The organism is Halomonas sp. LS-001, assembly GCF_052983955.1.
The window spans coordinates 1,953,655-1,979,787 of sequence record NZ_CM129816.1 but is presented as its reverse complement, the minus strand read 5'-3'; the positions used below and the strand labels follow the sequence as shown (position 1 = coordinate 1,979,787).

25 protein-coding genes, 1 tRNA gene and 1 other RNA gene are annotated in these 26,133 nt (G+C 52.2%); 11 read left to right on the top strand and 16 right to left on the bottom strand.

Going from position 1 to position 26,133, the window contains the following annotated elements; all coding sequences use genetic code 11:
- Positions 1 to 107 precede the first annotated feature (107 nt).
- From ACU6TU_RS08965 to betI, 9 genes are all read right to left on the bottom strand, one after another.
- Positions 108 to 380, bottom strand: coding sequence for a DUF2160 domain-containing protein (locus ACU6TU_RS08965; protein ID WP_447141099.1), 273 nt, complete (start codon positions 378 to 380; stop codon positions 108 to 110).
- Between the two features lie 14 nt (positions 381 to 394).
- On the bottom strand, positions 395 to 1,291 hold the full coding sequence (locus ACU6TU_RS08960; protein ID WP_447141098.1) for a carbohydrate ABC transporter permease: 897 nt from the start codon (positions 1,289 to 1,291) through the stop codon (positions 395 to 397).
- Position 1,292: 1 nt separating this feature from the next.
- Positions 1,293 to 2,177: a carbohydrate ABC transporter permease gene (locus ACU6TU_RS08955; RefSeq protein WP_447141097.1), complete on the bottom strand. Its 885-nt coding sequence runs from the start codon at positions 2,175 to 2,177 to the stop codon at positions 1,293 to 1,295.
- Positions 2,174 to 3,271, bottom strand: coding sequence for an ABC transporter ATP-binding protein (locus tag ACU6TU_RS08950; protein WP_447141096.1), 1,098 nt, complete (start codon positions 3,269 to 3,271; stop codon positions 2,174 to 2,176). The genes ACU6TU_RS08955 and ACU6TU_RS08950 overlap by 4 nt, the downstream gene beginning before the upstream one ends.
- Entirely contained in the window at positions 3,264 to 4,361 is a 1,098-nt protein-coding gene (locus ACU6TU_RS08945) for an ABC transporter ATP-binding protein (RefSeq protein ID WP_447141095.1), read from the bottom strand. The genes ACU6TU_RS08950 and ACU6TU_RS08945 overlap by 8 nt, the downstream gene beginning before the upstream one ends.
- 400 nt (positions 4,362 to 4,761) lie before the next feature.
- Positions 4,762 to 7,236 (bottom strand): acyl-CoA dehydrogenase, encoded by a 2,475-nt coding sequence (locus ACU6TU_RS08940; protein ID WP_447141094.1) that lies wholly within the window; start codon positions 7,234 to 7,236, stop codon positions 4,762 to 4,764.
- A gap of 231 nt (positions 7,237 to 7,467) precedes the next feature.
- The gene (gene betA / locus ACU6TU_RS08935) at positions 7,468 to 9,135 is read right to left on the bottom strand and encodes a choline dehydrogenase (RefSeq protein WP_447141093.1); all 1,668 of its coding nucleotides are present in this window, start codon (positions 9,133 to 9,135) and stop codon (positions 7,468 to 7,470) included.
- Between the two features lie 44 nt (positions 9,136 to 9,179).
- On the bottom strand, positions 9,180 to 10,649 hold the full coding sequence (betB, locus tag ACU6TU_RS08930) for a betaine-aldehyde dehydrogenase (protein ID WP_447141092.1): 1,470 nt from the start codon (positions 10,647 to 10,649) through the stop codon (positions 9,180 to 9,182).
- A gap of 14 nt (positions 10,650 to 10,663) precedes the next feature.
- Positions 10,664 to 11,299 carry a transcriptional regulator BetI gene (gene betI / locus ACU6TU_RS08925; protein WP_447141091.1) on the bottom strand — a complete coding sequence of 212 codons (636 nt, stop codon included), beginning with the start codon at positions 11,297 to 11,299 and terminating at the stop codon, positions 10,664 to 10,666.
- A gap of 223 nt (positions 11,300 to 11,522) precedes the next feature.
- On the opposite strand from betI, the gene ACU6TU_RS08920 reads away from it, so the two are divergent.
- From ACU6TU_RS08920 to ACU6TU_RS08895, 6 genes are all read left to right on the top strand, one after another.
- A tRNA-Met gene (locus ACU6TU_RS08920) sits at positions 11,523 to 11,599 on the top strand.
- A 52-nt stretch (positions 11,600 to 11,651) separates the two neighbouring features.
- An RNA gene (ffs, locus tag ACU6TU_RS08915) (signal recognition particle sRNA small type) lies at positions 11,652 to 11,748 on the top strand.
- 365 nt (positions 11,749 to 12,113) lie between these two features.
- Positions 12,114 to 12,704, top strand: coding sequence for a histidine phosphatase family protein (locus tag ACU6TU_RS08910; protein WP_447141090.1), 591 nt, complete (start codon positions 12,114 to 12,116; stop codon positions 12,702 to 12,704).
- A 169-nt stretch (positions 12,705 to 12,873) separates the two neighbouring features.
- Entirely contained in the window at positions 12,874 to 13,713 is an 840-nt protein-coding gene (locus tag ACU6TU_RS08905) for a fructosamine kinase family protein (RefSeq protein ID WP_447141089.1), read from the top strand.
- A gap of 58 nt (positions 13,714 to 13,771) precedes the next feature.
- Positions 13,772 to 14,263 carry an NfeD family protein gene (locus ACU6TU_RS08900; RefSeq protein ID WP_447141088.1) on the top strand — a complete coding sequence of 164 codons (492 nt, stop codon included), beginning with the start codon at positions 13,772 to 13,774 and terminating at the stop codon, positions 14,261 to 14,263.
- Between the two features lie 17 nt (positions 14,264 to 14,280).
- Positions 14,281 to 15,336, top strand: a complete 1,056-nt coding sequence (locus ACU6TU_RS08895) for an SPFH domain-containing protein (protein WP_447144212.1) — start codon at positions 14,281 to 14,283, stop codon at positions 15,334 to 15,336.
- A gap of 63 nt (positions 15,337 to 15,399) precedes the next feature.
- Here the strand turns inward: ACU6TU_RS08895 and ACU6TU_RS08890 are convergent, their stop codons facing one another.
- A complete protein-coding gene (locus ACU6TU_RS08890) occupies positions 15,400 to 15,657 on the bottom strand; it encodes an RES family NAD+ phosphorylase (protein WP_447141087.1) in 258 nt (85 codons plus the stop codon).
- Entirely contained in the window at positions 15,624 to 15,788 is a 165-nt protein-coding gene (locus tag ACU6TU_RS08885) for a hypothetical protein (RefSeq protein WP_447141086.1), read from the bottom strand. Before ACU6TU_RS08885 ends, ACU6TU_RS08890 begins: the two co-directional genes overlap by 34 nt.
- A 259-nt stretch (positions 15,789 to 16,047) precedes the next feature.
- Between ACU6TU_RS08885 and ACU6TU_RS08880 the strand changes: the two genes are divergently transcribed.
- The gene (locus ACU6TU_RS08880) at positions 16,048 to 17,577 is read left to right on the top strand and encodes a sensor domain-containing diguanylate cyclase (protein WP_447141085.1); all 1,530 of its coding nucleotides are present in this window, start codon (positions 16,048 to 16,050) and stop codon (positions 17,575 to 17,577) included.
- Between the two features lie 68 nt (positions 17,578 to 17,645).
- Here the strand turns inward: ACU6TU_RS08880 and mntR are convergent, their stop codons facing one another.
- From mntR to ACU6TU_RS08855, 5 genes are all read right to left on the bottom strand, one after another.
- Positions 17,646 to 18,122 (bottom strand): manganese-binding transcriptional regulator MntR, encoded by a 477-nt coding sequence (gene mntR, locus ACU6TU_RS08875; protein WP_447141084.1) that lies wholly within the window; start codon positions 18,120 to 18,122, stop codon positions 17,646 to 17,648.
- 251 nt (positions 18,123 to 18,373) lie between these two features.
- On the bottom strand, positions 18,374 to 18,808 hold the full coding sequence (locus tag ACU6TU_RS08870) for a CBS domain-containing protein (RefSeq protein ID WP_447141083.1): 435 nt from the start codon (positions 18,806 to 18,808) through the stop codon (positions 18,374 to 18,376).
- A 10-nt stretch (positions 18,809 to 18,818) separates the two neighbouring features.
- Positions 18,819 to 19,169 carry a P-II family nitrogen regulator gene (locus ACU6TU_RS08865; RefSeq protein ID WP_447141082.1) on the bottom strand — a complete coding sequence of 117 codons (351 nt, stop codon included), beginning with the start codon at positions 19,167 to 19,169 and terminating at the stop codon, positions 18,819 to 18,821.
- Between the two features lie 47 nt (positions 19,170 to 19,216).
- Positions 19,217 to 19,984 carry a Na,Li,K/H(+) antiporter subunit UmpB gene (gene umpB, locus ACU6TU_RS08860; protein ID WP_447141081.1) on the bottom strand — a complete coding sequence of 256 codons (768 nt, stop codon included), beginning with the start codon at positions 19,982 to 19,984 and terminating at the stop codon, positions 19,217 to 19,219.
- Positions 19,984 to 20,748, bottom strand: a complete 765-nt coding sequence (locus tag ACU6TU_RS08855) for a DUF1538 family protein (protein ID WP_447141080.1) — start codon at positions 20,746 to 20,748, stop codon at positions 19,984 to 19,986. Before ACU6TU_RS08855 ends, umpB begins: the two co-directional genes overlap by 1 nt.
- A 215-nt stretch (positions 20,749 to 20,963) precedes the next feature.
- Here ACU6TU_RS08855 and fabI point away from each other — a divergent pair, with 215 nt between their 5' ends.
- The 4 genes from fabI to ACU6TU_RS08835 all read left to right on the top strand — a co-directional run bounded on the left by fabI (position 20,964) and on the right by ACU6TU_RS08835 (position 25,946).
- Positions 20,964 to 21,740: an enoyl-ACP reductase FabI gene (gene fabI / locus ACU6TU_RS08850; RefSeq protein WP_447141079.1), complete on the top strand. Its 777-nt coding sequence runs from the start codon at positions 20,964 to 20,966 to the stop codon at positions 21,738 to 21,740.
- Between the two features lie 51 nt (positions 21,741 to 21,791).
- On the top strand, positions 21,792 to 23,222 hold the full coding sequence (locus ACU6TU_RS08845; protein WP_447141078.1) for a bifunctional enoyl-CoA hydratase/phosphate acetyltransferase: 1,431 nt from the start codon (positions 21,792 to 21,794) through the stop codon (positions 23,220 to 23,222).
- Between the two features lie 2 nt (positions 23,223 to 23,224).
- Positions 23,225 to 24,451 carry an acetate/propionate family kinase gene (locus ACU6TU_RS08840; protein ID WP_447141077.1) on the top strand — a complete coding sequence of 409 codons (1,227 nt, stop codon included), beginning with the start codon at positions 23,225 to 23,227 and terminating at the stop codon, positions 24,449 to 24,451.
- Between the two features lie 133 nt (positions 24,452 to 24,584).
- On the top strand, positions 24,585 to 25,946 hold the full coding sequence (locus ACU6TU_RS08835) for a Na+/H+ antiporter family protein (protein WP_447141076.1): 1,362 nt from the start codon (positions 24,585 to 24,587) through the stop codon (positions 25,944 to 25,946).
- The last annotated feature ends 187 nt before the right edge of the window (positions 25,947 to 26,133 follow it).

Here is a 26,133-nt window from a genome sequence, read left to right as displayed (position 1 = left end):
CATTTAATCAAGACTGGCGTTGGTACTACTTTTCTTACAAACAGGCATCCTTGCCGTTGGAGCTTTCCTGAATCGCCTGGTTTCTCACACTTGTGAGCATGCGGGTTTTACCCCCAGCGCATCAGCACAAGAAGCCAGACAACTGAAATGGCGGATGCCAGTAATAGTGGCCATGTGGTAAAGCCAACAATGCCCAGGTGAATGAAGGCAGCCGACAACAGGCTGATAAACAAACGATCGCCACGGGTTGTTGGGATAGGTAAAAAGCCTTTTCTTTCTATGCTCGGTGAACGCAGTTCCCAGATCGTCATGCCTGCCAGCATGGCCGCAATGGAAGAAAAGAAAATAGCCGTTGGTAAAGTCCATACCATCCAGGACATGAGATTTCCTCCTCTTAGGTGCGGCCCAGGGCGAAGCCCTTGGCGATATGATTACGTACGAAGTAAACCACCAGAATGCCGGGCACTATCGTCAACATGCCAGCAGCAGCAAGGGTGCCCCAGTCGATACCAGATGCCGTCGAAGTTCGGGTCATGATCATGCCGATGGGCTGAGCATCTGTAGAGGTCAGTGTGCGTGCCAGCAGCAGTTCCACCCACGAGAACATGAACAGGAAGAATAGGACGACGCCTATGCCTGAGCTGATCATGGGGATAAAAATCTTGACGAAGAACTTCGGAAAGCTATAGCCGTCGATATAAGCCGTTTCATCAATTTCCTTGGGCACACTGCTCATAAAGCCTTCCAGAATCCAGATAGCCAGCGGAATATTGAACAGGCAGTGCGCCAGGGCGACCGCAATATGCGTATCAAACAGCCCGACTGAGTAATACAGCTGGAAGTAGGGCAGCAGGAATACCGCCGGTGGCGCCATCAGGTTGGTCAGCAGCCAGAAGAACAGGTGTTTGTCACCTATGAACTTGTAACGGCTAAAGGCATAGGCGGCAGGCAGTGCCACCAGCATGGTAATGATCATGTTCATCACCACGTACAAGATGGAGTTGACATACCCCATATACCAGCTGGAATTGGTGAAGATGCCGATATAGTTATCGAAAGTGAGGTTCTTGGGCCATAGGGTCATTGACCCCAGAATCTCGCTGTTGGTCTGCAGCGACATATTGAGCAGCCAGTAGATCGGCAGCATCAGAAGCACAATATAGGTGCCGAGCAGTATCCGTTTTCTCAACCGGGAGCGTGAGTTACGCTTGCGTCGCTCAGCGGCCGGCACCTTGCTGAAAATCGTGTTGTACTTTTCACCCTGCTGGGTGTTTTCAATTTGGTAAGCCATCTCACGCGCCTCCCTGTGAATTCTTGTCTTTTTGCATATGCATGATGGTGGTGTAGAACACCCAGCTCACCAGCAGAATGACGAGGAAGTAAATGATCGAGAAAGCAGCAGAAGGCCCTAAATCCTGTTGGCCGATGGCCATGGTGGCAAGCGACTGCGTCAGGAAGGTCGTTGAGCTGCCCGGACCACCGCCGGTCAGAACGAAAGGCTCGGCGTAGATCATAAAGGAGTGCATGAAACGCAGCAGTACCGCGATGACCAGCACATTAGTCAGCTTGGGCAGCTGAATGTAGCGGAATACCGCCCACTTCGACGCGCGGTCGATGCGAGCTGCCTGATAATAAGCTTCCGGTATGGAGCGCAAGCCGCTGTAGCAAAGCATCGCGACCAGGGGTGTCCAGTGCCAGACGTCCATCAGAACAATGGTGAACCAGGCATCGCTGCCATTACGGGTAATGTTGTAATCGATTCCGATCTCGCGCAGGCTCCAGCCCATCAGGCCAATGTCACCACGCGTAAATATCTGCCAGATACTGCCGACCACGTTCCACGGAATTAGCAGGGGCAGGGTAATCAGGATCAAAACGGCCGATGCCTGCCAGCCTTGTTTCGGCATGAGCAAGGCAATTCCGATCCCCAACGGAACTTGAATGGCCAGAATGATCAATGAAAACAGGATCTGCCGGCCGAATGCGGATTGCAGGGACGGGTCATTCAACATGGTCCGGAACCACTCGGTACCGGTGAAGAAGCTTGCGTGCGGACCCAGCACGTCCTGAACGGAATAGTTCACAACGGTCATCAAGGGAATGATGGCAGAAAAGGCCACCAGCACCAGCATTGGTAAAACCAGTAGCCAGGCGCGATTGTTATAGACTTTATTCATGAGGTAACCTCCACCCGGTATTCATCGACAAACAGCCCTAACTGGTTGGGGTCAAAGGTGAGATAGATGTCGTCACCGAATTCAGGATGTCCTTCTGTCAGGCGCGCCTTGAAGGTCTGGCCGCCCAGCTCAAACGTAACAATCGAGTAAGTGCCCAGATCCTGCACCTGACGTATGCGAGCGGGCAGGGCGTTTTCACGTTTGTTGTTATGCACAGAGATAAACTCGGGACGAATTCCTATCTTCACGTTGGTGCTGTCGGTGCTGGCAATGGCATCAACAAAGGTTTGCGGAATGGGTAGGGACATGTCTGCAAAAATGACGTTGCCATCACGATGTTGAACATCGAAAAAATTCATACCGGGGCTGCCGATAAAGTAGCCAACAAAGGTGTGAGCGGGCGTTTCGAACAATTCCTGCGGGGTGCCGAACTGAACCACCTGACCTTCGTACATCACGGCAATTTTGTCGGCAAACGTCGCTGCCTCTAACTGGTCGTGAGTCACGTAGATCATGGTGATGTTGAAACGCTGATGGATCTCTTTCAGCTTGCGGCGTAATTTCCACTTCAACTGTGGGTCGATAACGGTCAGCGGTTCGTCGAAAAGAATGGCTGAAACATCATCGCGCACCAGACCACGCCCCATGGACACCTTCTGCTTCTCATCGGCTGTCAGCCCCTTGGCTCTCCGTTTGAGCACTGGCGTTAGTTCCAGAATATCCGCAACTTCTTCGACCTTTGGCCTTATACAGTGATCCGGAATATTGATATTGCGCAGGGGAAAGGCGAGGTTATCAAACACCGTCATGGTGTCGTAGATCACCGGAAACTGGAAAACCTGAGCAATATTGCGTTCTTCCGGTGGCAGTTCGTTAACGCGCTGGCCATCAAACAGGACATCGCCTTCAGAGGGTTCGAGCAGTCCGGAAATAATATTCAATAACGTCGACTTGCCGCAGCCGGATGGCCCCAGCAGTGCATAAGCGCCACCTTGATGCCAGACGTGTTCCATCTGGCGAATCGCGTAATCTTCAGGTGATTGCGGGTTGGCACTGTAGGTGTGCGCAAGGGTCTTCAGTACGATCTCAGCCATGGTGAGCACCTCCCCGTGTTTCCGGCGTATGAACAATATTGCCCTGCTGGTCAAACACGAACAGCTTGTGGATAGGGAAGTACACTTTTAACCGCTCGTTGACCTTCGGAGTGTGGATGCCGGTCAAGTGGAGGACGAGAGGGAACAGGCTGTGATGGACGTGAAGAAAGGTTTCCGAACCACTGATTTCCGCCACGTCAACGCTGACTTCCAGCTCAAGGTCATCGGCTGAGTTGGGTTGCATGCTCAAATGCGACGCACGAACACCAAAACGATATTCCCCGGCTGGCAGGTTGCGTAACGCCTCATCGCAGGGGAAGTGAATGTCCTGGTCAAAGGTGATTTCTTCGGCGGTCAGGTGGCCGGGTACGATATTGATCGGCGGTTCAGAAAACATCTCGGCACTTAAAATGCCGTTGGGTTCGCGATAGATCCTTTCGGTGGAACCATATTGCAGCAGCTTGCCTTCATGCAGTACCGCGGTGTTGCCGCCTAGCGCCAGCGCCTCATTGGGCTCAGTGGTGGCATACACGGCAATACAGTTACGTGCCTTGAACAAGTCACGCAACTCATCACGCAAGTCTTCACGCAGTTTGTAATCAAGATTAACCAAAGGCTCATCAAACAGAATCAGGTCGGCATCCTTGACGAGAGCCCGCCCCATGGCGGTGCGTTGTTGTTGACCACCGGAGAGCTCCAGCGGCAATCTGTCCAGCAAGTGGTCAATGCCCAGCATGGCAGCGGTTTCGCGTACGCGCTTGTCAATTTCCAGTTTGGAGGCTTTGGCCAGTTTAAGGGGTGAGGCAATGTTGTTATAGACGTTAAGGCTGGGGTAATTGATAAACTGTTGGTAGACCATGGAAACGTTGCGATGGCGCACAGAAACCCCGGTTACGTCCTTGCCATCCATCTTGATTCGCCCCCGTGTTGGTGGCTCAAGGCCGGCCATCAGGCGCATCAAGGTGGTTTTACCCGCCAGGGTTCTTCCCAGCAAAACATTGAAAGAGCCAGGTTCAAGCTCCAGGTCAATGCCGCTTATATGGGTTTCACCACCGACGATATGATCGATGTGTTGCAGATGTAATGACATGCGAATCTCGCTGACGTCGTTTTTATTAGATTTTGTGGTTTTAAGCGTTATTTGGTGTTGTGGTTTTTTACTTTTCTTTTCACAAACGAAAGACTAGTTGATCGTATGCGAACCTGCAAGACGTTTATAGTCCTTGGTCAAATGACCCCGGTAAGTTAAATTGCATGCTTTTATGTTGGCTAAAGCATTGTTCTATATATTAAAAATGCTGAGTTCTGAGTTCTAAAAGATAAAAATTCGGCGGGTTAGACATAGGTCTTAAGACCTGTGTTCGAAAATAAACATCCGATGATTGATAGCCAGAAAGTCTGCATCAGGCGTAAGTCGTGTTTTTTAAGCAAAAAAAACCCCGGACTTCTCCGGGGCTTTAAGCTCACTTCCTGTCAGGTTCAGATAATGATTAGTCCGCCGCAGGAATTGTAGTGCTGGATTCTACGTTGTGGTTGATCAACGTAGACTTATCATTGGCAAAGGCGTCGTAAGCAAAGTCATCAACGGTAAGCATATCGAGGACTTCTGCTTCGAAAGTACGCATGAACTGAGCATCTTCTTCATTGATAATGCCTTTTTCCAGACCGGCTTCAATACGCTGTTCTGGATGCAGTGCTGTCTGGGGGAGTTCGCCTTTGGCATAGGCTTTATTCACTGTACGGTACAGAGCCTCAGCGCGATCGTATTCGATCAGCAGGGCGTTGTAGCGAGCCAGCGGGTTCGATACTGCGCCATCGTCTTTATCACAGGTATTGGTGAGCAGCTTGCTGCGCAGTGCGCTGTGCGAAGACACATGCTGGGCAATGCTGCGAGCCAGGTCGTCGTGTGGGCGGTTCCAGCGACGTCCAGTCGGCATGACCATTACCTTGAGTGCTTTACCCAGTGCACGGTTGGGCAGGTTGTCGAAAATTTCGACAAAGGCCTGCTCGGCACGCTGAAGCAGGAAGCGGCAGCTGTAATGGAGAAGCGCTTCTTCACCTTCAACCTTCTCATCAGAATGCCACTGTTTGAGCACCATGGACGCCAGGTAGAGATTGGAAAGCACATCACCCAGGCGTGCCGAGATCATTTCACGTTTTTTCAGGGCGGAGCCAAGGCTTGCCATGGCGGCATCAGCACACAGGCTGAAGCCAGCAGAAAGACGAGCAATGTCCTGTGCGTACACTTTGGCAGGGCCATCAAAAGGAACGCCGGGTTTACCCAGGCCCAGGCCTTGCGTGAAGGCGCGAGCAGCGTTGCCAAAGATCATGCCAGTGTGACCAAAGAAGGCTTTATCAAAGGCCTTGATATCGTTGGCATCTTTGGCTGCCAGTTCCTGCAGCACATAGGGATGACAGCGGATCGCACCCTGACCAAATATCATCAGGTTGCGGGTCATGATATTGGCGCCTTCCACGGTAATGGCTACCGGGTTGGCACTGTAGCCGATACCGATATAGTTACGTGGACCCAATGTGACCGCTTTACCGCCGTGTACATCCATGGCATCGCTAAGCAATAAGCGCTGAAACTCGGTCAGTTGGCTCTTCAGGATGGCAGAAGGCACGGCGGGCTTTTCGCCATGGTCGATCAGGTTAGCGGTCTGGTATACCGTGGCAATCGAGATATAAGACAGAGCGGCGATTCTTGCCAGAGGTTCCTGAACGCCTTCCATTTCGGCGACCGGCACGTTGAACTGACGACGAATACGGGTAAAGCCACCGCTCCAACCTGTCGCATAGCGGCTGATGCCGGTCGCACCAGAGGGTAGGGTGATACAGCGACCAATGGAAAGGCATTCCACCAGCATGCGCCAGCCTTCACCGATCATATCTTTACCGCCGATGATGGTTTCCAGCGGGACAAAAACGTCTTTCCCTTTGATCGGGCCGTTCATGAACGGGCTGCCGATCGGGTGGTGACGACGACCAATTTCCATGCCGTCAGTATCGCGTGGGATCATCGCCAGGGTGATGCCGCGATCTTCTTCATCGCTTAACAGGTTCTCTGGGTCAAACAAGCGAAACGCCAAGCCCACGACGGTGGCAACGGGCGCCAGGGTAATCCAGCGTTTTTCAAAGTTCAGGCGAATACCGAGTACTTCTTTGCCATCCACTACCTGCTTGCAGACGATACCGGTATCTGGCAAAGAGGTTGCGTCAGAGCCAGCACGCGGGCCCGTCAGTCCAAAGCAGGGGATTTCACGGCCATCGGCCAGACGCGGAAGATAGTAGCTTTTCTGCACTTCCGTGCCGTATTTGAGCAGCAGTTCGCCTGGACCGAGCGAGTTAGGAACGCCAACGGTAACCATCAGGGTTTCATTAAATGCGAGCTTCTGTAACACCATGGACTGCGCTTTGGCAGAAAAGCCTAAGCCGCCATATTCCTTGGGAATAATCATCCCGAAGAAGCCTTCTTTCTTCAGGTAATCCCACACTTCCTGGGGGAGATCGGCACGCTCGCGGGCAATATCCCACGAATTACACATGCCGGACACATGGCTGCACTGTTTATCCAGGAATGCCTGCTCGTCATCACGTAAGCCATCGTCTTTAAACGCGAGTAGGGTGTCCCACTGTGGCTTACCTGAAAACAGCTCGCCATCCCAGGAGACGCTGCCTGCTTCCAACGCGGTGCGTTCGGTCGCAGAGACTTTCGGCGCCACTTTCTTGAACATGGCGAAAAGACGTGGTGTCAGCCATTTGCTGCGTAAAGCAGGTAGACCTGCGACACCGACAATAGCGGCACCAATTAGGAGAAGTGTGCCGATGATTTCAGCATCAAAAGCCAGACCCACAATCCCGAGGACAGCAAGTACGACAAGAGCGGCAACAGCGCCTGATTCACGGCGCATCACCACGAGCATTGCGACAATCGCTATGATGATTATTAGTAAGGTGGACATAAAGTCACTCCGTAGTATGAGAATCTGATGTTGTTAGTATTTAAAGGTGTGGCTAGATGACAGATTTAAACATGTGTTTGAATTTTGGCAGAGCGAGGCTGTCGAGTGCAAGCGTTTTGATGTTTTTAGTGGGACAAAAAATAGTGGAACAAAAAAGCGCCATGGCTCATCGCCATGGCGCTTAATGCAGGATGCTGATCCTTCATCACCGATCAGACCGCGTTACTATCCCTATGCGGCTGACGTGCGGTGGGCCACATAGTAGTCGACATTGGCCCTGGGTAGGGGATTACGGCCTCGAATACGGTCGGCAATTTTTTCCGCCAGCATGATGGTCGGCGCATTAAGATTTCCTGTGGGAATGACAGGGAACAATGATGCGTCAACCACTCGCAGGCCTTCAAGCCCGTGGACACGACCTTGTCCGTCAGTGACTGCCATTCCATCTTCGCCCATGCGACAGCTTCCGCACGGGTGGTAAGCGGTCTCGGCATGCTGTTTGACGAAGCTGTCGAGCGCCTGATCACTTTGCACGTCAGGGCCGGGTGCAATTTCACGACCACGGTACTTCTCAAAAGCGGGTTGCGCGATGATGTCGCGGGTCAGGCGGATGGCATCGCGAAACTCTTGCCAATCCTTGTCTTTGGACATGTAGTTAAACAGGATGCTGGGAGCGGTGTGCGGATCCTTCGATGTCAGACGAATACGTCCGCGACTTTCCGAGCGCATCGAGCCAACGTGGGCCTGGAAGCCGTGGGCCTGAACCGCACTTTTACCATTGTAGCTGATGGCAATGGGGAGGAAATGGTACTGCAGGTTCGGCCACTCTTCCTCCTCACGGCTACGGATAAAACCGCAGGATTCAAACTGGTTGCTGGCGCCAACCCCCGTCCCTTTAAATAGCCACTCAGCGCCAATCTTTGGCTGGTTATACCATTTCAGCGCGGGATACAGCGAAATCGGCTCTTTACATTCGTACTGAATGTACATTTCAAGGTGGTCTTGCAGGTTTTCGCCTACGCCGGGCAGCTCATGAACGACGGGGATGTCTACATCCTTCAGCCACTCGGCGTTACCCACGCCAGAACGTTGGAGAATCTGTGGCGAAGCAATGGCACCACCACACAGTAGTACTTCGCGGCGTGCCCGAGCCACTTGTGACTGGCCTTTTTGCTCGTAGCGAACACCAACGGCACGCTTGCCATCAAATTCAATCACATCGGTGACCGCGTGGGTTTCGATGGTTAGATTGCTGCGTTGCTTGGCGGTATCCAGGTAGCCGCGTGCCGTCGACGCACGGCGACCGTTAGGCGTGACGAATCGGTCCATGGGGCCAAAGCCCTCTTGCTGGTAACCGTTCACATCGTCCGTTTCCGGGTAGCCAGCCTGTTTGCCCGCTTCGATAAAGATGCGGTAAAGCGGATTATTGCCAGCCTTGGGCGTGGTCACACTGACCGGGCCGTCGCCACCATGATACTCGTTGGGGCCAATATCGCGGGTTTCGCACTTTTTAAAATAGGGCAGGCAACTCAGATAATCCCATTCTTCCAAACCGGGCTGTTTGGCCCAATTATCGTAATCCAGGGCGTTACCGCGGATGTAGCACATACCGTTGATCAGTGAAGAGCCGCCCAGGCCTTTGCCCCGGCCGCACTCCATGCGGCGGCCATCCATATGCGGCTCAGGGTCGGTTTCAAATGCCCAGTTGTAGCGTTTTCCCTGTAGCGGGTAGGCCAGGGCGGCGGGCATTTGGGTACGAAAATCGAAGCGATAATCGGGGCCACCTGCTTCGAGAAGCAGCACGCTGATGTCGCTGTCTTCGGTAAGGCGGGTTGCCAGCACATTACCCGCTGAGCCTGCGCCAATAATGATGTAATCAAATTCGCGTGATTGAGACATGGTTTCACCTGGGAAGAGTCGAGAAATGGTTAATAAACCTTGATTTAAAATACCGACTCAAACGGCCCCATCTCGATCTGTACGGATTTAGTCTGGGTATAGTGATTAAGTGTCGTGACGCCATTTTCACGGCCAATGCCTGACTCTTTATAGCCACCAACGGGCATTTCAGAGGGAGACTCGCCCCAGGTGTTAACCCAGCAGATACCGGCTTCCAACTGATGTATAACCCGGTGAGCGCGGTTCAGGCTCTCGCTGAATACGCCTGCTGCCAAGCCGTACTTGGTGTCGTTGGCGCGACGAATGACGTCGTCTTCATCATCAAAGGCGAGTACTGACATCACTGGGCCAAAGATCTCTTCTTTAACGATGCGCATGTCATCGGTGCAATCGGTGAACACAGTGGGTGACGCCCAGGCACCTTCCGTCCATTCACCGGTGTTCCAGTCGTCGCCACCGACCAGTACGCGCGCGCCCTGTTCTTTACCTAAGGCAATGTAGGAAAGCACTTTGTCCTGATGTTCAAAGCTGACCAGCGGGCCAAAGTTGACGCTTGGGTCCATCGGGTCGCCCGCTTTAATACGCTTGACCCGCTCAACCAGTTTTGTCTCAAAGGCGTCTTTAACGCTGCGCTCAACAAATACACGAGTGCCATTTGTGCAGATCTGGCCGCTTGAATAGAAGTTGGCCATCATGGCGGCATCGGCAGCACGATCTAAATCGGCATCGGCAAACACGATGAGGGGAGATTTACCACCGAGTTCCATGGTGACATCTTTCAGCGTAGAACCACCGGCCGCGGCCATGACTTTTTTGCCTGTCGCGACTTCACCCGTGAAAGATACCTTGGCGATACCGTCGTGCTCGGTCAGCATGGCGCCGACACGGCCATCGCCCTGTACCACGTTAAATACACCGTTGGGCAAGCCTGCCTCCGTAAAGATTTCGGCCAGTTTAATGGCGGTCAGCGGCGTGACCTCACTGGGTTTGAAGACAATGGCGTTACCGGCTGCCAGCGCAGGAGCGGCTTTCCAACAGGCGATTTGAATAGGGTAGTTCCAGGCACCAATGGCGCCAATAACGCCGAGAGGCTCGCGACGGGTATAAACAAAGGAGCTATCACGTAGCGGAATCTGGGTGCCTTCGATGGCGGGGGCAAGGCCTGCGTAATATTCCAGGGCATCGGCACCCGTCACGATATCGACGCTGGCGGTTTCGCTGATCGGCTTGCCCGTGTTGTGAGTCTCCAACTCGGCAATCTCGTCATTGCGCTCACGCAGCAAGGCGACGGCACGCAGCATGATGCGTGAACGCTGCATGCCGGTCATGGCAGCCCATTCGCGCTGGCCTCGTTGAGCTGCCTTGACGGCGCTATCAACATCACTTTGGCTTGCCTGGCCAATGGTGGCGAGTAAACGGCCGTTATAGGGGTTGGTGACGGTAAATGTCTCACCGGAGGTCGCATCTACCTGGCGACCATCAATATAAAGTGGCTGTGTGTTCTGAGCGACCATGTTGGCCTCCTTGATTAAAGTTCTGATGTATATGGTTCTGTAATGGATGCATCTTGATAGCACCCATGGTGAGCCAGTAATTGGTCGAGATAGGTGTGCGCAAGCTGCCTGGCTTTGACAACATCCAGACCTTCTGGCGTCAATGCTCCGCGCAGCCACAAGCCATCGATCATAGCGGCCAGGCTACGGGCGGCGTTGCGCGCTTCATGACGGGGCATGACTTGCTGAAACTGGTGACATAGATTGGCGTACAGGCGCCGGTCATTCACATATTGCAGTCGCTGGAGCATGGGTTTGTGCATGCTGCTGGCCCAAAAAGCGAGCCATGTTTTCGCCACTGGCCCCGTCACCTGGGTGCGGTCAAAGTTACCTTCAATAATGGCACCAATGTGGGCACGGGGAGTATTGGCTTCCAGCGCGCGTCGTCGTGCGGCGACAGCATTACCGAGATCCGTCAGAATTTGACGCATGGTAGCTTCCAGCAGGCCATTTTTGCCGCCAAAATAATGGCTTATAATGCCGGCTGACACCCCAGCTCGGCGAGCAATCTGAATAACCGTCGCTTCTGCCAGGCCGACCTCATCAATAGCCTCCATAGTGGCTTTGATTAACTGCTGACGGCGTATGGGTTCCATTCCTACCTTGGGCACAGTGACCTCCTGCTGACGTTGTTTGCCTCTAATTGCAGCGCTTCCTGCCAAGGCGTTAACTTACCTGATATCATGACATTTCTTTATTGAACGTTCAATCAATAAAAGGCGGGCGGTTTGTTGACTTCATTTCCGGCCGTGCAGAATATCTTTCCGTCACCGTATCCAGGGCTTGCCTTTTATCAACAAGGTAGGCATAATCTGCACCCGCTGTGAGGGAAAAGGCTACGTAGCTCAGCTGGTTAGAGCACATCACTCATAATGATGGGGTCCCCTGTTCAAATCAGGGCGTAGCCACCACAGCATAGGCGCAAGACAGTATAGAATTGATCAAGCGCCGTTATGGTGGCCCCTTAGGTCCTCCCGCAACGCTAAACTGCGAACCCCGCCAGGCCCGGAAGGGAGCAACGGTAGTGGTGGCTGCGTGTGCCGGGATGTGGCTTTTGGGGCCGCCTCCATTTCATACCCCTCCTAGTTTAAATTGGCGTTAATTACCGCCAAAATGTCATAAGCGCAGCGGTGAGTGGTTTTACTAGAAAAGCTCGCTTCACTCGCCATATCCAGTGACGCATTCCCTGCACAAAACTCCCCTCGGTATTCTTTAGCTTATTTTGGCTGGTGCGCTCCGGTTGGTGTCGATTATCAAATATAAGGTTGGTGAATCGCTGGGCTGCCAGTCCAATGATGAACGTAACAACTGGGTCTTGATAAGAGCGCCTAATATGGGCAAAAAATATAGGCAAAAAGCACCTTGCACCACTTATCTAAACGCTTGAAGATCGACCTCTAGGCACGTTTTCAGAAAGGGGCTGCTATGGTCGCGCTGCATCGGTTTTACATTGCCTTACTGACGGCTTTTTTTAGCGTAACGTCTTCAGTGTCTGCGGCTGACCAGGAGGTTTGGCAGGCGCTTCGGGAGGGAGGGCATGTCATTCTGATGCGCCATGCTCTTGCGCCTGGCGTGGGCGATCCTGACAATTTTGTACGCGGAGACTGCACCACTCAACGTAATTTGTCAGCACAGGGGCGCGCTCAGGCAAGTGCTATCGGAGATGCCTTTCGTCAGCGTAATATCCCAATCGATACCATCTATTCTTCACACTGGTGCCGTGCTCTGGAAACCTCCGGACGGATGGCCTTGGGAGACGTGCAACCGGTTGCCTGGCTGGATTCCTTCTTTATCGCCAGTGAGCGCTCTGCTCGCGACGAACGAATGCTGCAGGCGCGTCAGCAGATCCTTGATTGGCAGGGAGAGCGGAATCTTTTACTGGTGACGCATCAGGTGAATATCACCGCACTGATAGGCGGCGGCGTTGCTTCCGGGGATATGGTAGTGGTCAGAGCGGAAGATAATAACCTGACTGTTGTTGGTCGACTCAAGGATGTTCACACTGCTGCCCCGTAAGCGTTAATTTCATGCCGCTTTTCCTGACCTTTTTGCCGGCCTGATGAAGATTCAGCGCTCAAGCGAACCGTTAAGCGCTATAGTGTTTCGCGAAAGTTGATTTTCTCTTCCGTAAAGTGTTGTCAGTTGGCTTACACTTATCTGATGCATCAAAAACGGGAGCTATAAAGTGAATCGTTCGCTCGAACAGCTGTTACAAATCACTGGATTGACCCCTGATGGTCCGCTTCAGCCTCTTAGCGGCGGTGATATTGCCGCGGTCTACCGTTTGGCGACCAATGCCGGTGATGTCGTGGTGAAGTCGGATGCTTCTGCTCGGTTAATGGGAGAAGCGGAAGGGCTGCAGGCACTGGCAACCGCCGATAGTGGTTTGGTAGTGCCCGCGGTGTTGGGTCAACAGGACGAGTGGCTGGTGATGGAGGCATTGGAAACTACGCCGTACCAACCTCAACATGAAGCCGCATTGGGTGAAGGGCTGAGTCGGCTGCATCGAGTAACCGATAAATTCCATGGTTGGTCTCAAGACAATGCTTGCGGGCGAACGCCTCAGCCCAATGAGCCACTGTCGGATGGACGAGTATTTCAGCGCGAACGCCGTCTGCTGCCTCTCGCGGAGGCCTGTTACACCCAGGGGTTGATTGACCAAACGCTGAGAGACCGTCTTGAATCGATTGCCTATGGTTTGGAAACCTGGTTGCCAGATGTTCCACCCAGCCTGGTACATGGCGATCTCTGGTCAGGAAACGTGCTTTATACTCCTCAAGGCCCGGCTGTCATTGATCCGGCCGTCTATCGCCATTACCCGGAAGTGGACCTGGCGATGCTGACGCTGTTTGGCTCTCCAGATACCGCTTTCTTTGAGGCTTACTGGGACGGCAACCCTCCGGCCGATTGGCCAAGACGGGAAACCCTCTTTCAGCTCTACCCGTTACTCAATCATTTGCTGCTGTTTGGTGGTGGCTATCGCCAGGCGGTAGAGCGCGCCGTTTCCCGCCTGGAAGAATGCTGATCAAGGGTCAGCGTCGAATCTTTCGGTAGCGGGTATCTTCAATTGGATGGGAGTTCGCATGGATTGGAATCCTGCTTATAACTGGCTGGTGATTGCCTTATTGCTGAGTCTGGCAGAGTTGACGTCTGGCGCGATGTTGCTATTGGCGTTGGGCGTGGCCGCGGCCTTTACTGCGGCGGTCACCGCCTTGGGTTTATCGTTACCGTGGCAACTTTTCAGTATGGGCGTTTTTTCGGGTGTATTCGTTCCGTTGGGTATCATGGTGATCCGCCCGCGCTTTTCGCCAAAGGGCGTCGCCTATGGCACAACCGGTACGGGGGTCGAAAAGGGACGGCGCTATAAAATACTCAGGCGCGATTTTGATAACGCAAGCGGTATTAAAGTGAATGGTGATTTCTACCGTATACGTGTTATTGAAAGCGGTGATACTGAGCTACCGCCAGAGACTTTCGTCGAGTTCAAACGATTTGAAGGCACGACGGCGTTGGTTGAACGGTGTGCATCAAAAAATCCTGACCCACAGAAGCCGAATTCGTCACATAAGGAGTGATAATTATGAATAGCCTCATGGATTTATCTCTTAGCCCCGGTTTGATTATCAGCGTGATCATTGTCGTGATCGGCATACTGATTATTTCCAAAGGACTGGTGATTGTCCGCCAGTCTGAGGTCATGGTCATTGAACGTCTGGGGTCGTTTCATCGCGTGCTGGAAAGTGGCATCAATATCATCGTGCCGTTTATTGAGCAGCCACGAGCGATCACCATGCTGCGTTACCGCAAGATGGGGGATGACTACACGGCGATCACCAGCGACGAAACACGTATTGATCGACGTGAGACCGTCATGGATTTTCCGGGCCAGCCAGTTGTCACGACCGACAACGTCACGGTGAGAATCAATGGCGCGCTTTACTATCAGATTATCGATCCTAAACGCGCTGTCTATGAAGTCGAGAACATGAGTCAGGCGGTGGAAGTGCTGGCGAAAACCACGCTTCGTTCGGTGGTTGGCAAAATGGAGCTGGACAAACTGTTTGAATCGCGTGCCGAAGTGAATAATGAAATTCAGGCAGCGATGGAGGAGCCGGCTTCAAAATGGGGTGTCAAGATCTCCCGTGTTGAAGTGCAGGATATTGCCATGCCGGAAGAAGTGGAAACGGCGATGCGCCTGCAAATGGCCGCTGAACGTAAGCGTCGTGCAACGGTAACCGAAGCCGAAGGTGAAAAATCCGCCGCGATTGCCATGGCGCAAGGACAGCGGGAATCCGCGATTCTTAATGCCGAGGGCGATAAACAATCGGCGATTTTACGTGCTCAGGGCGAGCAGGAATCCATCAAGCTGGTCCTCAGTGCGATCGGTGACAGTGAAGAGAATAAGCGAACGGTAGTCGGCTATCTGTTAGGCCAAAGCTACATTAAAGGGCTGCCGAATATGGCGAAAAACGGTGAGCGTGTTTTCGTGCCTTACGAGTCTTCTGCATTGCTGGGTTCAATGGGTATGTTCCGTGAAATGGCGGGGTCGCCGGAAGACACGGTCTCTAACCACCTGAAAAACCGTACGACCAATGATGACGGCTTTCGCAGTGGTATCGTCGGTGGCGCGGCAGGTACCAATGGATAGCACTTTTTTTAGACGCCCATGACGTTTCTTCTGGCGGTAATTTTTCCGTCTGGCACGATGAACTCATAAGGTCAATTTATCGAATTTGAGGTCATCAATTTTCCAAAGATACCGGCCCTGGTGATACTCCACCTCGGCGAGCGCCGTTTCTATCGTGTCGGCAATGTATAGCATTCCGTATTCTCCATGACTGAACCGGCTTCCGTCCGGAGAAACATGGGTAAAAGGGGCCGCCGCATAATGGCAACCCCTTATGCCCCAGGGAATCTCAACGAGATCGATATAGTTCAGATCGCCAACATCCTCCGGGTTTTCAAACACAATCCGCACAGCTTATGTATGTTGAGCAGATAGCTGATGCGCGTTAGCTGATCTTTGTCCAGGCGGGCACTTTCTGGATGGTTCCTGTATTTGTAGAAGGTGGCTTTGGGAAGTTTCAGAATTGCCTGCATCTGTTTTTCGGGAGGATTACCATCGCACCTAAAACGTCGCCGTATATCGACGACTTCTGTGAGAAGAGCTAAGTAGATATAATACGAATTTACCAATAATCTCGGCAGGCTCATCTTTTTGCATCATTAAGTATTTTGAGTGATCAGATGTTTAAGAGGTGAGAAAATATAGTAATCTGTTGCCTGTTAACATTAGTTTTGATGGTGAAAAAATTGGTAGCGCTCATAAACGATGGCAAAAAATAAACAGGTCAAGGCAATGCCCGATTCCGAATCCCTGATTGAGGGAGCTGAGCCAGCGCAGTTATTTTATTTGCCAGCTACGCTTCAGGCCAAACTTGAAAAGTGCACGGTATTACCTTCCATGCCGGCAGCGGTGGTCAAAGTACTGGAAGTGGCGCGGCGCACGGATGCCGGTTTTATCGATTATGCGCGTGCCATAGAAAACGATCCTGCCCTGACACTGCGTTTGTTATCACTGGCCAACAGTGCATTCTATTCGCGTCAACAGGTTCGCATTCGTACCTGTTACGAAGCAGTTTCGCGCATTGGGCTTGATGCAACGCTGGCGGCTGTATTGAGTTTTGGGCTGGCGCGAATGGGAAAGCACAATGTCTGCCTCAAACGGCTGTGGCGGCGGGCTGTGGTAGCGGCTTTGGCGTCACGTTATGTCGCCAGGCAGATATGTCCCGTTCATTCAGGAACTTTGTTCACGATGGCGTTGCTGCAGGATATTGGCGTGCTGGCGCTTGTTTCCATCTCATCAGAAGATGCCGAGTGTTTGTACTGTGAGCATTTCATGAGTCATCACCAGATAGACAAACGCGAAAAAACGCTGTTTGGTTGTGATCATGCGACAGTTGGTGCCTGGCTTGGCCAGCATTGGGGGTTGCCGGATCACTTGGTGAAAGGCATAGCAGAAAGTCATGGCCCATTGGTATGTCATCCTGCGGATTTACTTTGTTTGCGGCTTTCAGGCCGGATTGCGGATGCTTGGTTGTGTGATAACCCCGTCAAAGGAATTGCCACTCTTATACGTCAATTTAAACGGACAGAAGGTGCAGAGGCTATCTCGATTGATCAGCTGTTATCTTCTATCCATACAGAGCTGCCTGAAATGGCAGCGCTTATGGAAGTGGATGCACCAGCGCATCGCAATAACGAACAGATGCTGCATGAAGCCCAGCAGCACCTGTTTCATCAAACGCTGGTATTAAGTGAGCGGCTTGATCAGCAGCAGAGCGAACTGGAATTTTTGCGCCAGCGACAGGATGCGCTGGAAGCACTGAGTCGTCAGGATGCCTTGACGAAACTGGCCAATCGCGCCTGGCTGGAAGAACAGTTACAAAAGCGCTTTGTGATCTGCCAGCAACAGCAGCGGACGATGTCGATTGCATTTATCGATCTGGATCATTTCAAACAGTTGAATGATAAATACGGCCACCAGGTCGGAGATAAAGCGTTGGAACGTTTTGGCGCTTTGCTTGAAACGATCGTTCGTGAAGGAGACCTGGCTGGGCGCTATGGTGGTGAAGAGTTTCTGGTAGTGCTGCCAGACGAAGAGGCAAGCGGTACTCAGATCATGGTGGAGCGCTTGATTCATGAGCTGGAATCCAGGCCGATAATTTACGTGGAAGACAAGCCTGTTTTTATCACTGTGTCTGTCGGTATTGCCTGCTTGAGTGACGATGATTTCGTTGATATACGTGAGCTGATAGATGTCGCGGACCAATGCATGTATCAAGTGAAGCGATCCGGTAGAAGTGGTGTGGCGGTTTACCATCGCTGAGCACGGTATCTATACAAGTCACCTCATCATTCGTTGGTGCCGCTAGTCGCAGAAAGGTTGCGTTGCGGTTATTTACCTTGCTGTTTGGTGAACTGCTGCATGATGGCAAGCGTCTCGTCACTCACATGGTGCTCCATACCCTCTGCATCAATGCGTGCTGTCGTGTCATTGACCCCTAAAGCACGTAAGAAATTGAGGACAATATCGTGGCGTTTCCGGGATATCTGCGCCATTTCCTTGCCAGCAGACGTCAAAAACAGTGAACGGTATGGCTGGCTGGTGACTAGTTCCAGCTCGTTGAGGCGGCGAATCATCTTGGAAACCGTTGCCTGGCTGACCCCCATACGGCTGGCGATATCGGCAGCGCGCGCTTCACCCCGGTGGGCAATCAGGTCGCCAATCAACTCAACGTAATCTTCGATCAGTTCTGTCTCATGAGCAAAACGTACCGTTTCATATTGACGTATGTGTTGTTCAACAGGGGGAAGTGCATCATCGCTATCAGGCGATGAGACGGTTTCAGCGGGCTCTTTGCGTTGGCTCATAAGTCATCTGTTTTAAATACGGTTGCTACGTTTAGAATGCTGTACTGATAGCGGTGATAACTGACATTCCATGGTAACGCATTACTCGCTAAAATTGTTAGCCAAGGCTAAGTAGTTTGCTCAGGGCTTTGCTTTTGTTGCTCATCATATGTGGAAGTCACTTGAGCCGCAGGCAGCTGATGGTGTACCAGACAGGCTGGTGTCATCATACGTCAGTGGCGACGTATGATGGCGTGAACCAAATCAAACTGTTAGATGAATATTCCATGCTGTGGAGCTAAACCGCGCAGTATCAAGGTCGGGTAATCCACAATACCTATAATATTGTGTTGATGGTCAATAACCGGTGCCAGTGCCAAGCCGAATTGATCAAAAAGGCGCGCACAATAACGTACATTCATTGAGGGTCGAATGCCGATAGCGGGCTTGCTCATGATTTCGTAGAGATTCATCCTCTCAGCCGCCCGATTCGGTGCGAGTACTTTTTTTGCGATATCCGATGGCAGGACGATGCCGTATTCATCGTCCGGATTGCGTCTGTTAACGATCAGGCAGCTTGCATTATTTTCGCAAAGTAACCTGATGCCATCAGCAACCGTTACAAAGCCATCTGCCAGCTGGTAACGGTCATGCATGATGCTTTCTGCGGTGATAGAAGGAGCCGATGTGTGATGGTTCGCTGACATTATAAGCTCCTTAAATTGCCTGGTTAACAGTGCTGGAAAGTGATTTGATTTGATGTTGTACGCCGATGGCATCTTCCACATCAACCTGAAACGCAATACCGGTACCCGACGTTGCATCAAACTCACCGACCTTGGCAATGGCTTCAAGTATGGAGCGGCTGATATGCTCTTCTACCAGAAAAAGCAGGACATCACGTTGGGCGTTGATTTCCATACCAAAGATACCGCGCGCTTTTTTTAATCCTTCGCCGCGAGCGTTATTAATAACCGTTGATCCTGTTGCGCCCGCATCGCGAGCCGCTTTGAGTATGTCGTCTGTGCGTTCATCTTCAACAAGGGCGACAATTAGTTTAAAGCGCATTTGAGCCTCCTTAATGCTTGTTCAGCTATCAATAGAAAGTCAGTTGTTTATTCCGCAGGGGATGATGTCTTGCGACGAGACTTCCATTGCGCGATCTGTGCATAACCCATGACGGTGATAATCGGGAAAAGACAGGCCAGGGCAATCATGCCAAAGCCATCCATGATAGGGCTTCTTCCAGGAATTGTCGTCGCCAGGCCCAGCCCAAGCGCCGCGATGATGGGAACGGTAATGGTAGAAGTGGTCACACCACCGGAATCAAAAGCCAGTGGAATAATCGCTTTTGGGGAGCGGAAGGTTTGTATGATCACGAGAATGTAGGCAACGAAAACAAACCACTGTAATGGCCACCCCATGACAATACGCCAGGTACCCAACGTAATACCGAAAGCCATGCCAAGGGCTACGGAAATGCGTAGCATGAAGGGGTTAATAGTACCGCCGGAAATTTCCCCTGCTTTAATTGAAACGGCAATCAGCGAAGGTTCGGCAATCGTTGTGCTGGCACCAATCGTGAATGCAAAGATATAGACCCAATAATAATCACTCCAATGCCGTTCTACGCCATCTGCTATTGAAGGTAAGAAGGTCGTATCCGTTAGCTGGCGAGCCATCAACTCTCCCATCGGGAACAGGGCCTGCTCCAATCCCACCAGAAAAAAAGAGAGCCCCACCCAGACCATGAAGAAACCGGCCAGCACGCGGCGTAAGTGCTTTATACGTTTGCGAATTACCAGGTATTGAAAACCAAAAATAATGGCAATGATGGGCAGAATATCGAGCAGGGTTTGCCAGAAAATACCAATAGATGCCATTAGTTGCTTCCTGCTATCAAGTTAAGGCCAAAAATACCGAACAACAGCACAAAAATGATCGGCATAACGGAGGCAAATGCAATCAGGCCAAAGCCATCGAGCATGGGGTTGCGGCCTTTAATAGCAGTGGCCAGACCAACACCTAAAGCCGTCACCAGGGGAACCGTTATCGTTGATGTGGTGACCCCGCCGGAATCGTAGGCAATGCCAACAATTTCATTGGGGGCAAACACCGTCAGCAGCAGCACCAGTACGTAACCGCCAATGATCATGATGTGCAAGGGCCAGCCTTTAAATATGCGTAGAACACCTATTACTACCGCAGCTCCCACGGAGAGAGCGACCACCATGCGCAAAATAAAGGCAAATGACTGTTGGGCCGCATCACTACTGGCAATTAGCCCTCCTTCTGAAACGACTTCACCGGCACGAGCAGCCACCGCGATAAGCGCCGGTTCCGCAACGGTTGAGCCAAAGCCCAAGGCGAATGCAAACAGCAGTAACCAGGAAACAGAGCCTTTCGTCACAAAAGCGTGTGCCAGGCCTTCTCCAACCGGAAATAACCCAATTTCCAGGCCTTTTATGAACAGTGTCAGTCCTATAACAACTGCCACCAAGCCGAATGCCAGATCCAGCAGAGCCAGACTTTCCGGTAAAGGCTGACGTATAACGATCAGCTGGAAAAAACCAATGACAATAACCACAGGTGCCAGGTCACGAATGCTATCCCGCATCTGGCTAAAAATTGATTTTAAAAAATCCATCGTTTGTCCGTAGGCTGGTGAATGGATCAATAATACATCAATTAATCCAATCAGACGTTGAGGCACATCAGTAACCTGATGCAATTATGCGGTGATGGTTTAAAGATTTTGAAGGGTCAAAATATTGAAAATGCAAAGAAAGTGAAAAAATGATAATTTTGTGCGGTGCAATAATTTACCTGTCTTCACCATTTCATCCTTGCAAAGGAGTTGATATGTCGCAGAACCCTTTCTCATTGGCTGGCAAAGTCGGCATCGTAGCGGGTCTTGCCAATCATGACAGTATTGCATTTGGCTGCGCTCAAGCACTGCATAACGCAGGTGCTGAATGCCTGGTAACGTACGCCAGCCCTAAAGCAGAAAAATTTGTCACTCCCTTGGCTGATGAAATGGGATCGCCAGAACTGTTGCTGTGTGATGTCCAGCAGGATGAACATGTGGATGCTCTGTTTGATCGGGCCAGAGAGCGCTGGGGAAGAGTCGATTTTGTGGTTCACTCGATTGCTTTTGCCCCTCTGGATGATTTGCATGGCAGGGTAGTTGACTGTTCCAAGGAAGGTTTCGCGTTGGCCATGGATATTTCCTGCCATTCTTTTATCCGTATGGCAAAACGTGCGGAACCTCTGATGGAGGATGGTGGCACGCTATTCAACATGACTTACTACGGCGCTGAGAAAGTGGTCGATAACTATAACTTGATGGGACCGGTGAAGGCAGCACTAGAGTCGGCAACGGCCTATATGGCCGCCGAACTTGGTCCTCAAGGTATTCGTGTTCACGGAGTTTCGCCGGGTGCAATCCGAACGCGGGCGGCTTCTGGCCTGAAGGCGTTTGATGAACTGGCTCATGCCGGTGAGACGCGTTCCCCGCTTCGCCGTTTAGCCAGTGTTCAGGATGTTGGTAATGCGGTGGTCTATCTTGCATCGGATGCAGGCGCTGCACTCACGGGGTTGACCCACTACGTGGATGCAGGACATCACTTGCGCTTCTAAACACCTTAAGTGTTGAACCCATATCATCATATATTCGACAGGAGCCTTTTGATGTCTGCCACTGATAAGCAGGATGTGATAGAAAACCGCACCTATGAAGAAATCACCGTAGGCGAAGAAGCTTTTCTGGAAAAGCGCCTGACCGTTGAAGATATTAAGCTGTTTGCGGTGATGTCAGGTGATGTTAACCCCGCCCATGTGGATGAAGATTTCGCTAAAAGCAGCCGCTTTCAGGAAGTAATTGCCCACGGCATGTGGGGAGGCGCCCTGATTTCTACTGTACTCGGCACACAGCTACCTGGGCCTGGAACGGTTTATCTCGGTCAGACGCTGCGTTTTAAAGCCCCGGTTCGGCTAGGGGATGTGTTGCGGGTGTCGGTGCGCGCCACAGAAAAAGACGATCAGCGCCATCAGATTACCTTTGCTTGCCGCTGTGAAAATCAGCGCGGTGATACGGTGATTGAGGGTGAGGCACGCGTTCTGGCACCGACGAAAAAAATCAGTCGTCCGCGGACCCTGTTACCCAAGGTGCGATTAACCGAACGCGGCCGCCTACATGAAATACTGACCGCTGCTGACCATCCGGAAGCCATGCCGACGGCGGTGGTTCATCCCGTCGATGAGAGCGCGATTCGTGGCGCGGTGGAGTCAGCCGCGCAGGGGCTGATTATTCCGGTGCTGGTTGGGCCTAAGGCCAAAATACATTTAGCGGCGGAAAAAGCCGACGTGGATATCAGTGCCTTCGAACTCGTCGATGTGCCGCATAGTCATGCGGCGGCAGAACAAGCCGTGGCGTTAGCGCGTCAGGGGCGTGTAGGCGCCTTGATGAAAGGGACGCTTCACACCGATGAGCTGCTCCATGAAGTGCTCAAACGAGATACCGGACTGCGGACCGAGCGCTGTCTTAGCCATGTGATGGCGTTTGATGTGCCGACGTATCCACGTCCGTTATTGATTACTGATGCTGCTATCAATATCTATCCAAAGCTTTCGGAAAAGCGCGATATCGTTCAGAACGCAATTGAGCTGGCGCATGCCTTGGGTAATGAAAATCCTAATGTGGCCATTCTGTCTGCCGTGGAAACCATTAACCCGAAGATCCTATCAACTCTGGATGCCGCCTCGTTGTGCAAAATGGCGGATCGTGGGCAGATTACCGGCGCAACTCTGGATGGCCCGCTGGCTTTTGATAATGCGGTGTCAGAAGCGGCAGCCAAAACCAAAGGGATTACCTCACTGGTGGCTGGCCATGCGGATATTTTGCTGGCGCCAGACCTTGAAGCGGCCAATATGCTGATAAAACAGCTGACTTATCTGGCTGATGCCACTGGTGCAGGCCTGGTTGTTGGTGCGCGTGTGCCAATTATGCTGACCAGCCGTGCCGATGATGCATTGACGCGTATGGCCTCCAGTGCACTGGCGTTACTGCTGGCAGATCATCAGCGTAATAGTGGCATTCTCAGCGGTAGGGCAGGCAACTAATTATGCGTGACATTCTGGTTCTCAATAGCGGTTCTTCAAGCATCAAGTTTGCGGTGTACCACGTCAGTGTGGTTGACGCGCCACAGGAGGCGCTGTCGTTGGCTTACAGTGGTTCTTTCTCAGGATTGGCCACGCCTCAACGTCATGTGTCATTAAAGCATTGGGCACCAGGGCAAGGCGCTCAGGCGTATGATCAGCAGGCATTAGAACAACAGGGGCTGATGCCTGCGCAGACGCATGAGCAGGCCATCACCATGTTGCTGGCCTGGCTTGATCAGCGAGAAGATATGGGCGAGCTTGTGGCGATTGGACACCGCGTGGTGCATGGCGGGCAGGTTTACCATGAAGCCATCCGGCTGAATGCTGACGATGTTGCCATACTGGACTCCTTTACAAGCCTGGCACCCCTGCATCAGCCTCATGGCCTGGGGCCAATCAAGCTATTGATGGAGAAAGTGCCTGATGTACCACAGATAGCCTGCTTTGATACCGCGTTTCACGCTCAACAGCCCTGGCAGGCGCGTCAATATGCGTTACCGCGTGAGCTAACGGCCAAGGGTCTGCTGCGTTATGGGTTTCATGGCCTTTCCTACGATTATATCCAGCGTACTTTGCCCAATGTATTACCTGATAGTGCGCCGCGTTCCCGGGTCATTGTGGCGCATTTAGGTAATGGAGCCAGCATGTGTGCCATGCGTGATGGTGTGAGTGTGGCGTCTACGATGGGGTTTACGGCCCTTGAAGGGTTACCCATGGGAACGCGTTCCGGTGCATTGGACCCTGGGTTGGTTCTTCACCTGATCGACCATGAAGGGATGAGTCTGGAAGAAGTGACGGCGCTGCTTTATAAGCGTTCTGGCCTGTTGGGTGTTTCGGGGATCAGTAGTGACATGCGTGAGTTGTTGGCCAGTGATGCGGCTGAAGCCAAAGAGGCCATTGAGCTTTACTGTTACCGGGCCGCACGAGAAATCGCCAGCCTGGCCGGGGCGTTAGGCGGGGTAGAGCAACTGGTGTTTACCGCGGGAATTGGAGAGCATGCGGCTTTAGTTCGTGCGAAAATCGTGACGCAATGTGAATGGTTGGGCATGGATATTGATGCCAGGGCCAATGCACAGGATGCTATCTGTATCTCTTCTCCGAGTAGCCGCGTGGGTATCTGGGTGATTCCTACCAACGAGGAGCGCGTCATCGCCAGTGATTGTTTGACGCTGCTGAATCATCAATATTAACCTCTGTTTATCAGCGTTTTCATAGATTATTCGCCTACCGAAATGGCATTAATCTGATAGAATTCCCAGCTTTTGTAAGCTTGCTTACATTACTTCACTCATTGTCTATCCACTAACTGAGCTGGGAATTTTAATGAACGCGGTTATTCTTGCTGTGCTTGTCATGGTCGCACTTTCGCTTGCCCGTGTGTCCGTGGTTTTTGCGCTTGTCGTTGGGGCCCTGGTGGGAGGGTTAGTCGGAGGATTATCCCTGGAGCAGACGCTGGACGCCTTCAATCAAGGAGTTGGCGGTGGTGCTCAGGTGGCCTTGGCCTATGCCACCCTGGGCGCGTTTGCGGTGGCCATTTCGCGTTCAGGCTTACCGGATATGCTCGCCCGCCGCCTGATCAGCCTGTTAGGGCAGGATGCTAATGTTGCTCAGCAGGCGCGGGTAAAAACTCTGCTGCTAAGTGCCGTGTTACTGGTGGCAGTGTTTTCCCAGAACCTGATACCCGTGCACATTGCGTTTATCCCGATTCTGATTCCCCCCTTACTCAAGGTAATGAACCAGCTGAATCTGGACCGCCGCGCTGTGGCCTGTGCGTTAACGTTCGGTTTAACCGCACCTTACATGCTGCTACCGGTAGGCTTCGGGGCAATTTTTCTTAACGATATCCTGTTGGCTAACCTGAACAGTGCGGGCGCTCCGCTGGGTCTGGAAGTCACCCGCACCATGGTGCCGTTGGCCATGGCGATTCCTGTAGGTGGTATGGCCCTGGGGTTGCTGGTGGCGCTGTTCTGGAGTTACCGCAAACCCCGGCATTACGAAACCTTAAATGTGGCGAATCATCTCACTGCGCACTCACGTCCAGATAGCCATGCTGAAGCGGCAGCGCCTCACCGGCTGGGGTTGATCATGTCAGGCATTGCCATCGTTGCCGCGCTGGCGCTACAACTTTACAGCGGCTCAATGATTCTTGGCGGGCTGGTAGGGGTCGCACTGCTTTCGTTGGGCGGTATTTTTAAATGGCGCGAGGCGGATGATCTGTTTACCAGCGGTATGCGCATGATGGCCCTTATTGGCTTCATCATGATTTCAGCCGCCGGGTTTGCTGAAGTCATGAAAACCACAGGTGATATCGATACGCTGGTAGAAGGGGCCTTTGCTATCTTCGGTGAGAACCGTGGACTAGCTGCCTTTATCATGTTGCTGGTCGGGTTGTTTATTACTCTCGGCATTGGGTCGTCGTTTTCGACCATACCGATTATTGCCGCCATTTTTGTGCCGTTAGCGTTACAGTTTGGTTTTTCGCCAATGGCAACCGTGGTACTGGTGGGAACAGCGGCAGCATTGGGGGATGCGGGTTCACCGGCATCAGACTCAACCCTGGGCCCAACCTCGGGGCTGAATGTGGACCGCCAGCACGACCATATCTGGGACAGCGTGGTGCCTACCTTTCTGCATTACAATCTACCGCTAATCGGCTTTGGCTGGCTTGCGGCCATGATGCTATAGGCCAGCCAGGATGGAAAGTCAGAAAATAGCTTGATCAAAGGCAATCGGAAGCATTCGGCTGCTTTTTATGTAACTCACCAACGACAAGCCACACGCGTTGCTTGACGATTAACCGCCTTCGGGCGGTTTTTCTTATCGTAGCAGGCAACCACGCCAGACGGTACAATGTCTCTACTTAATAGAGGCT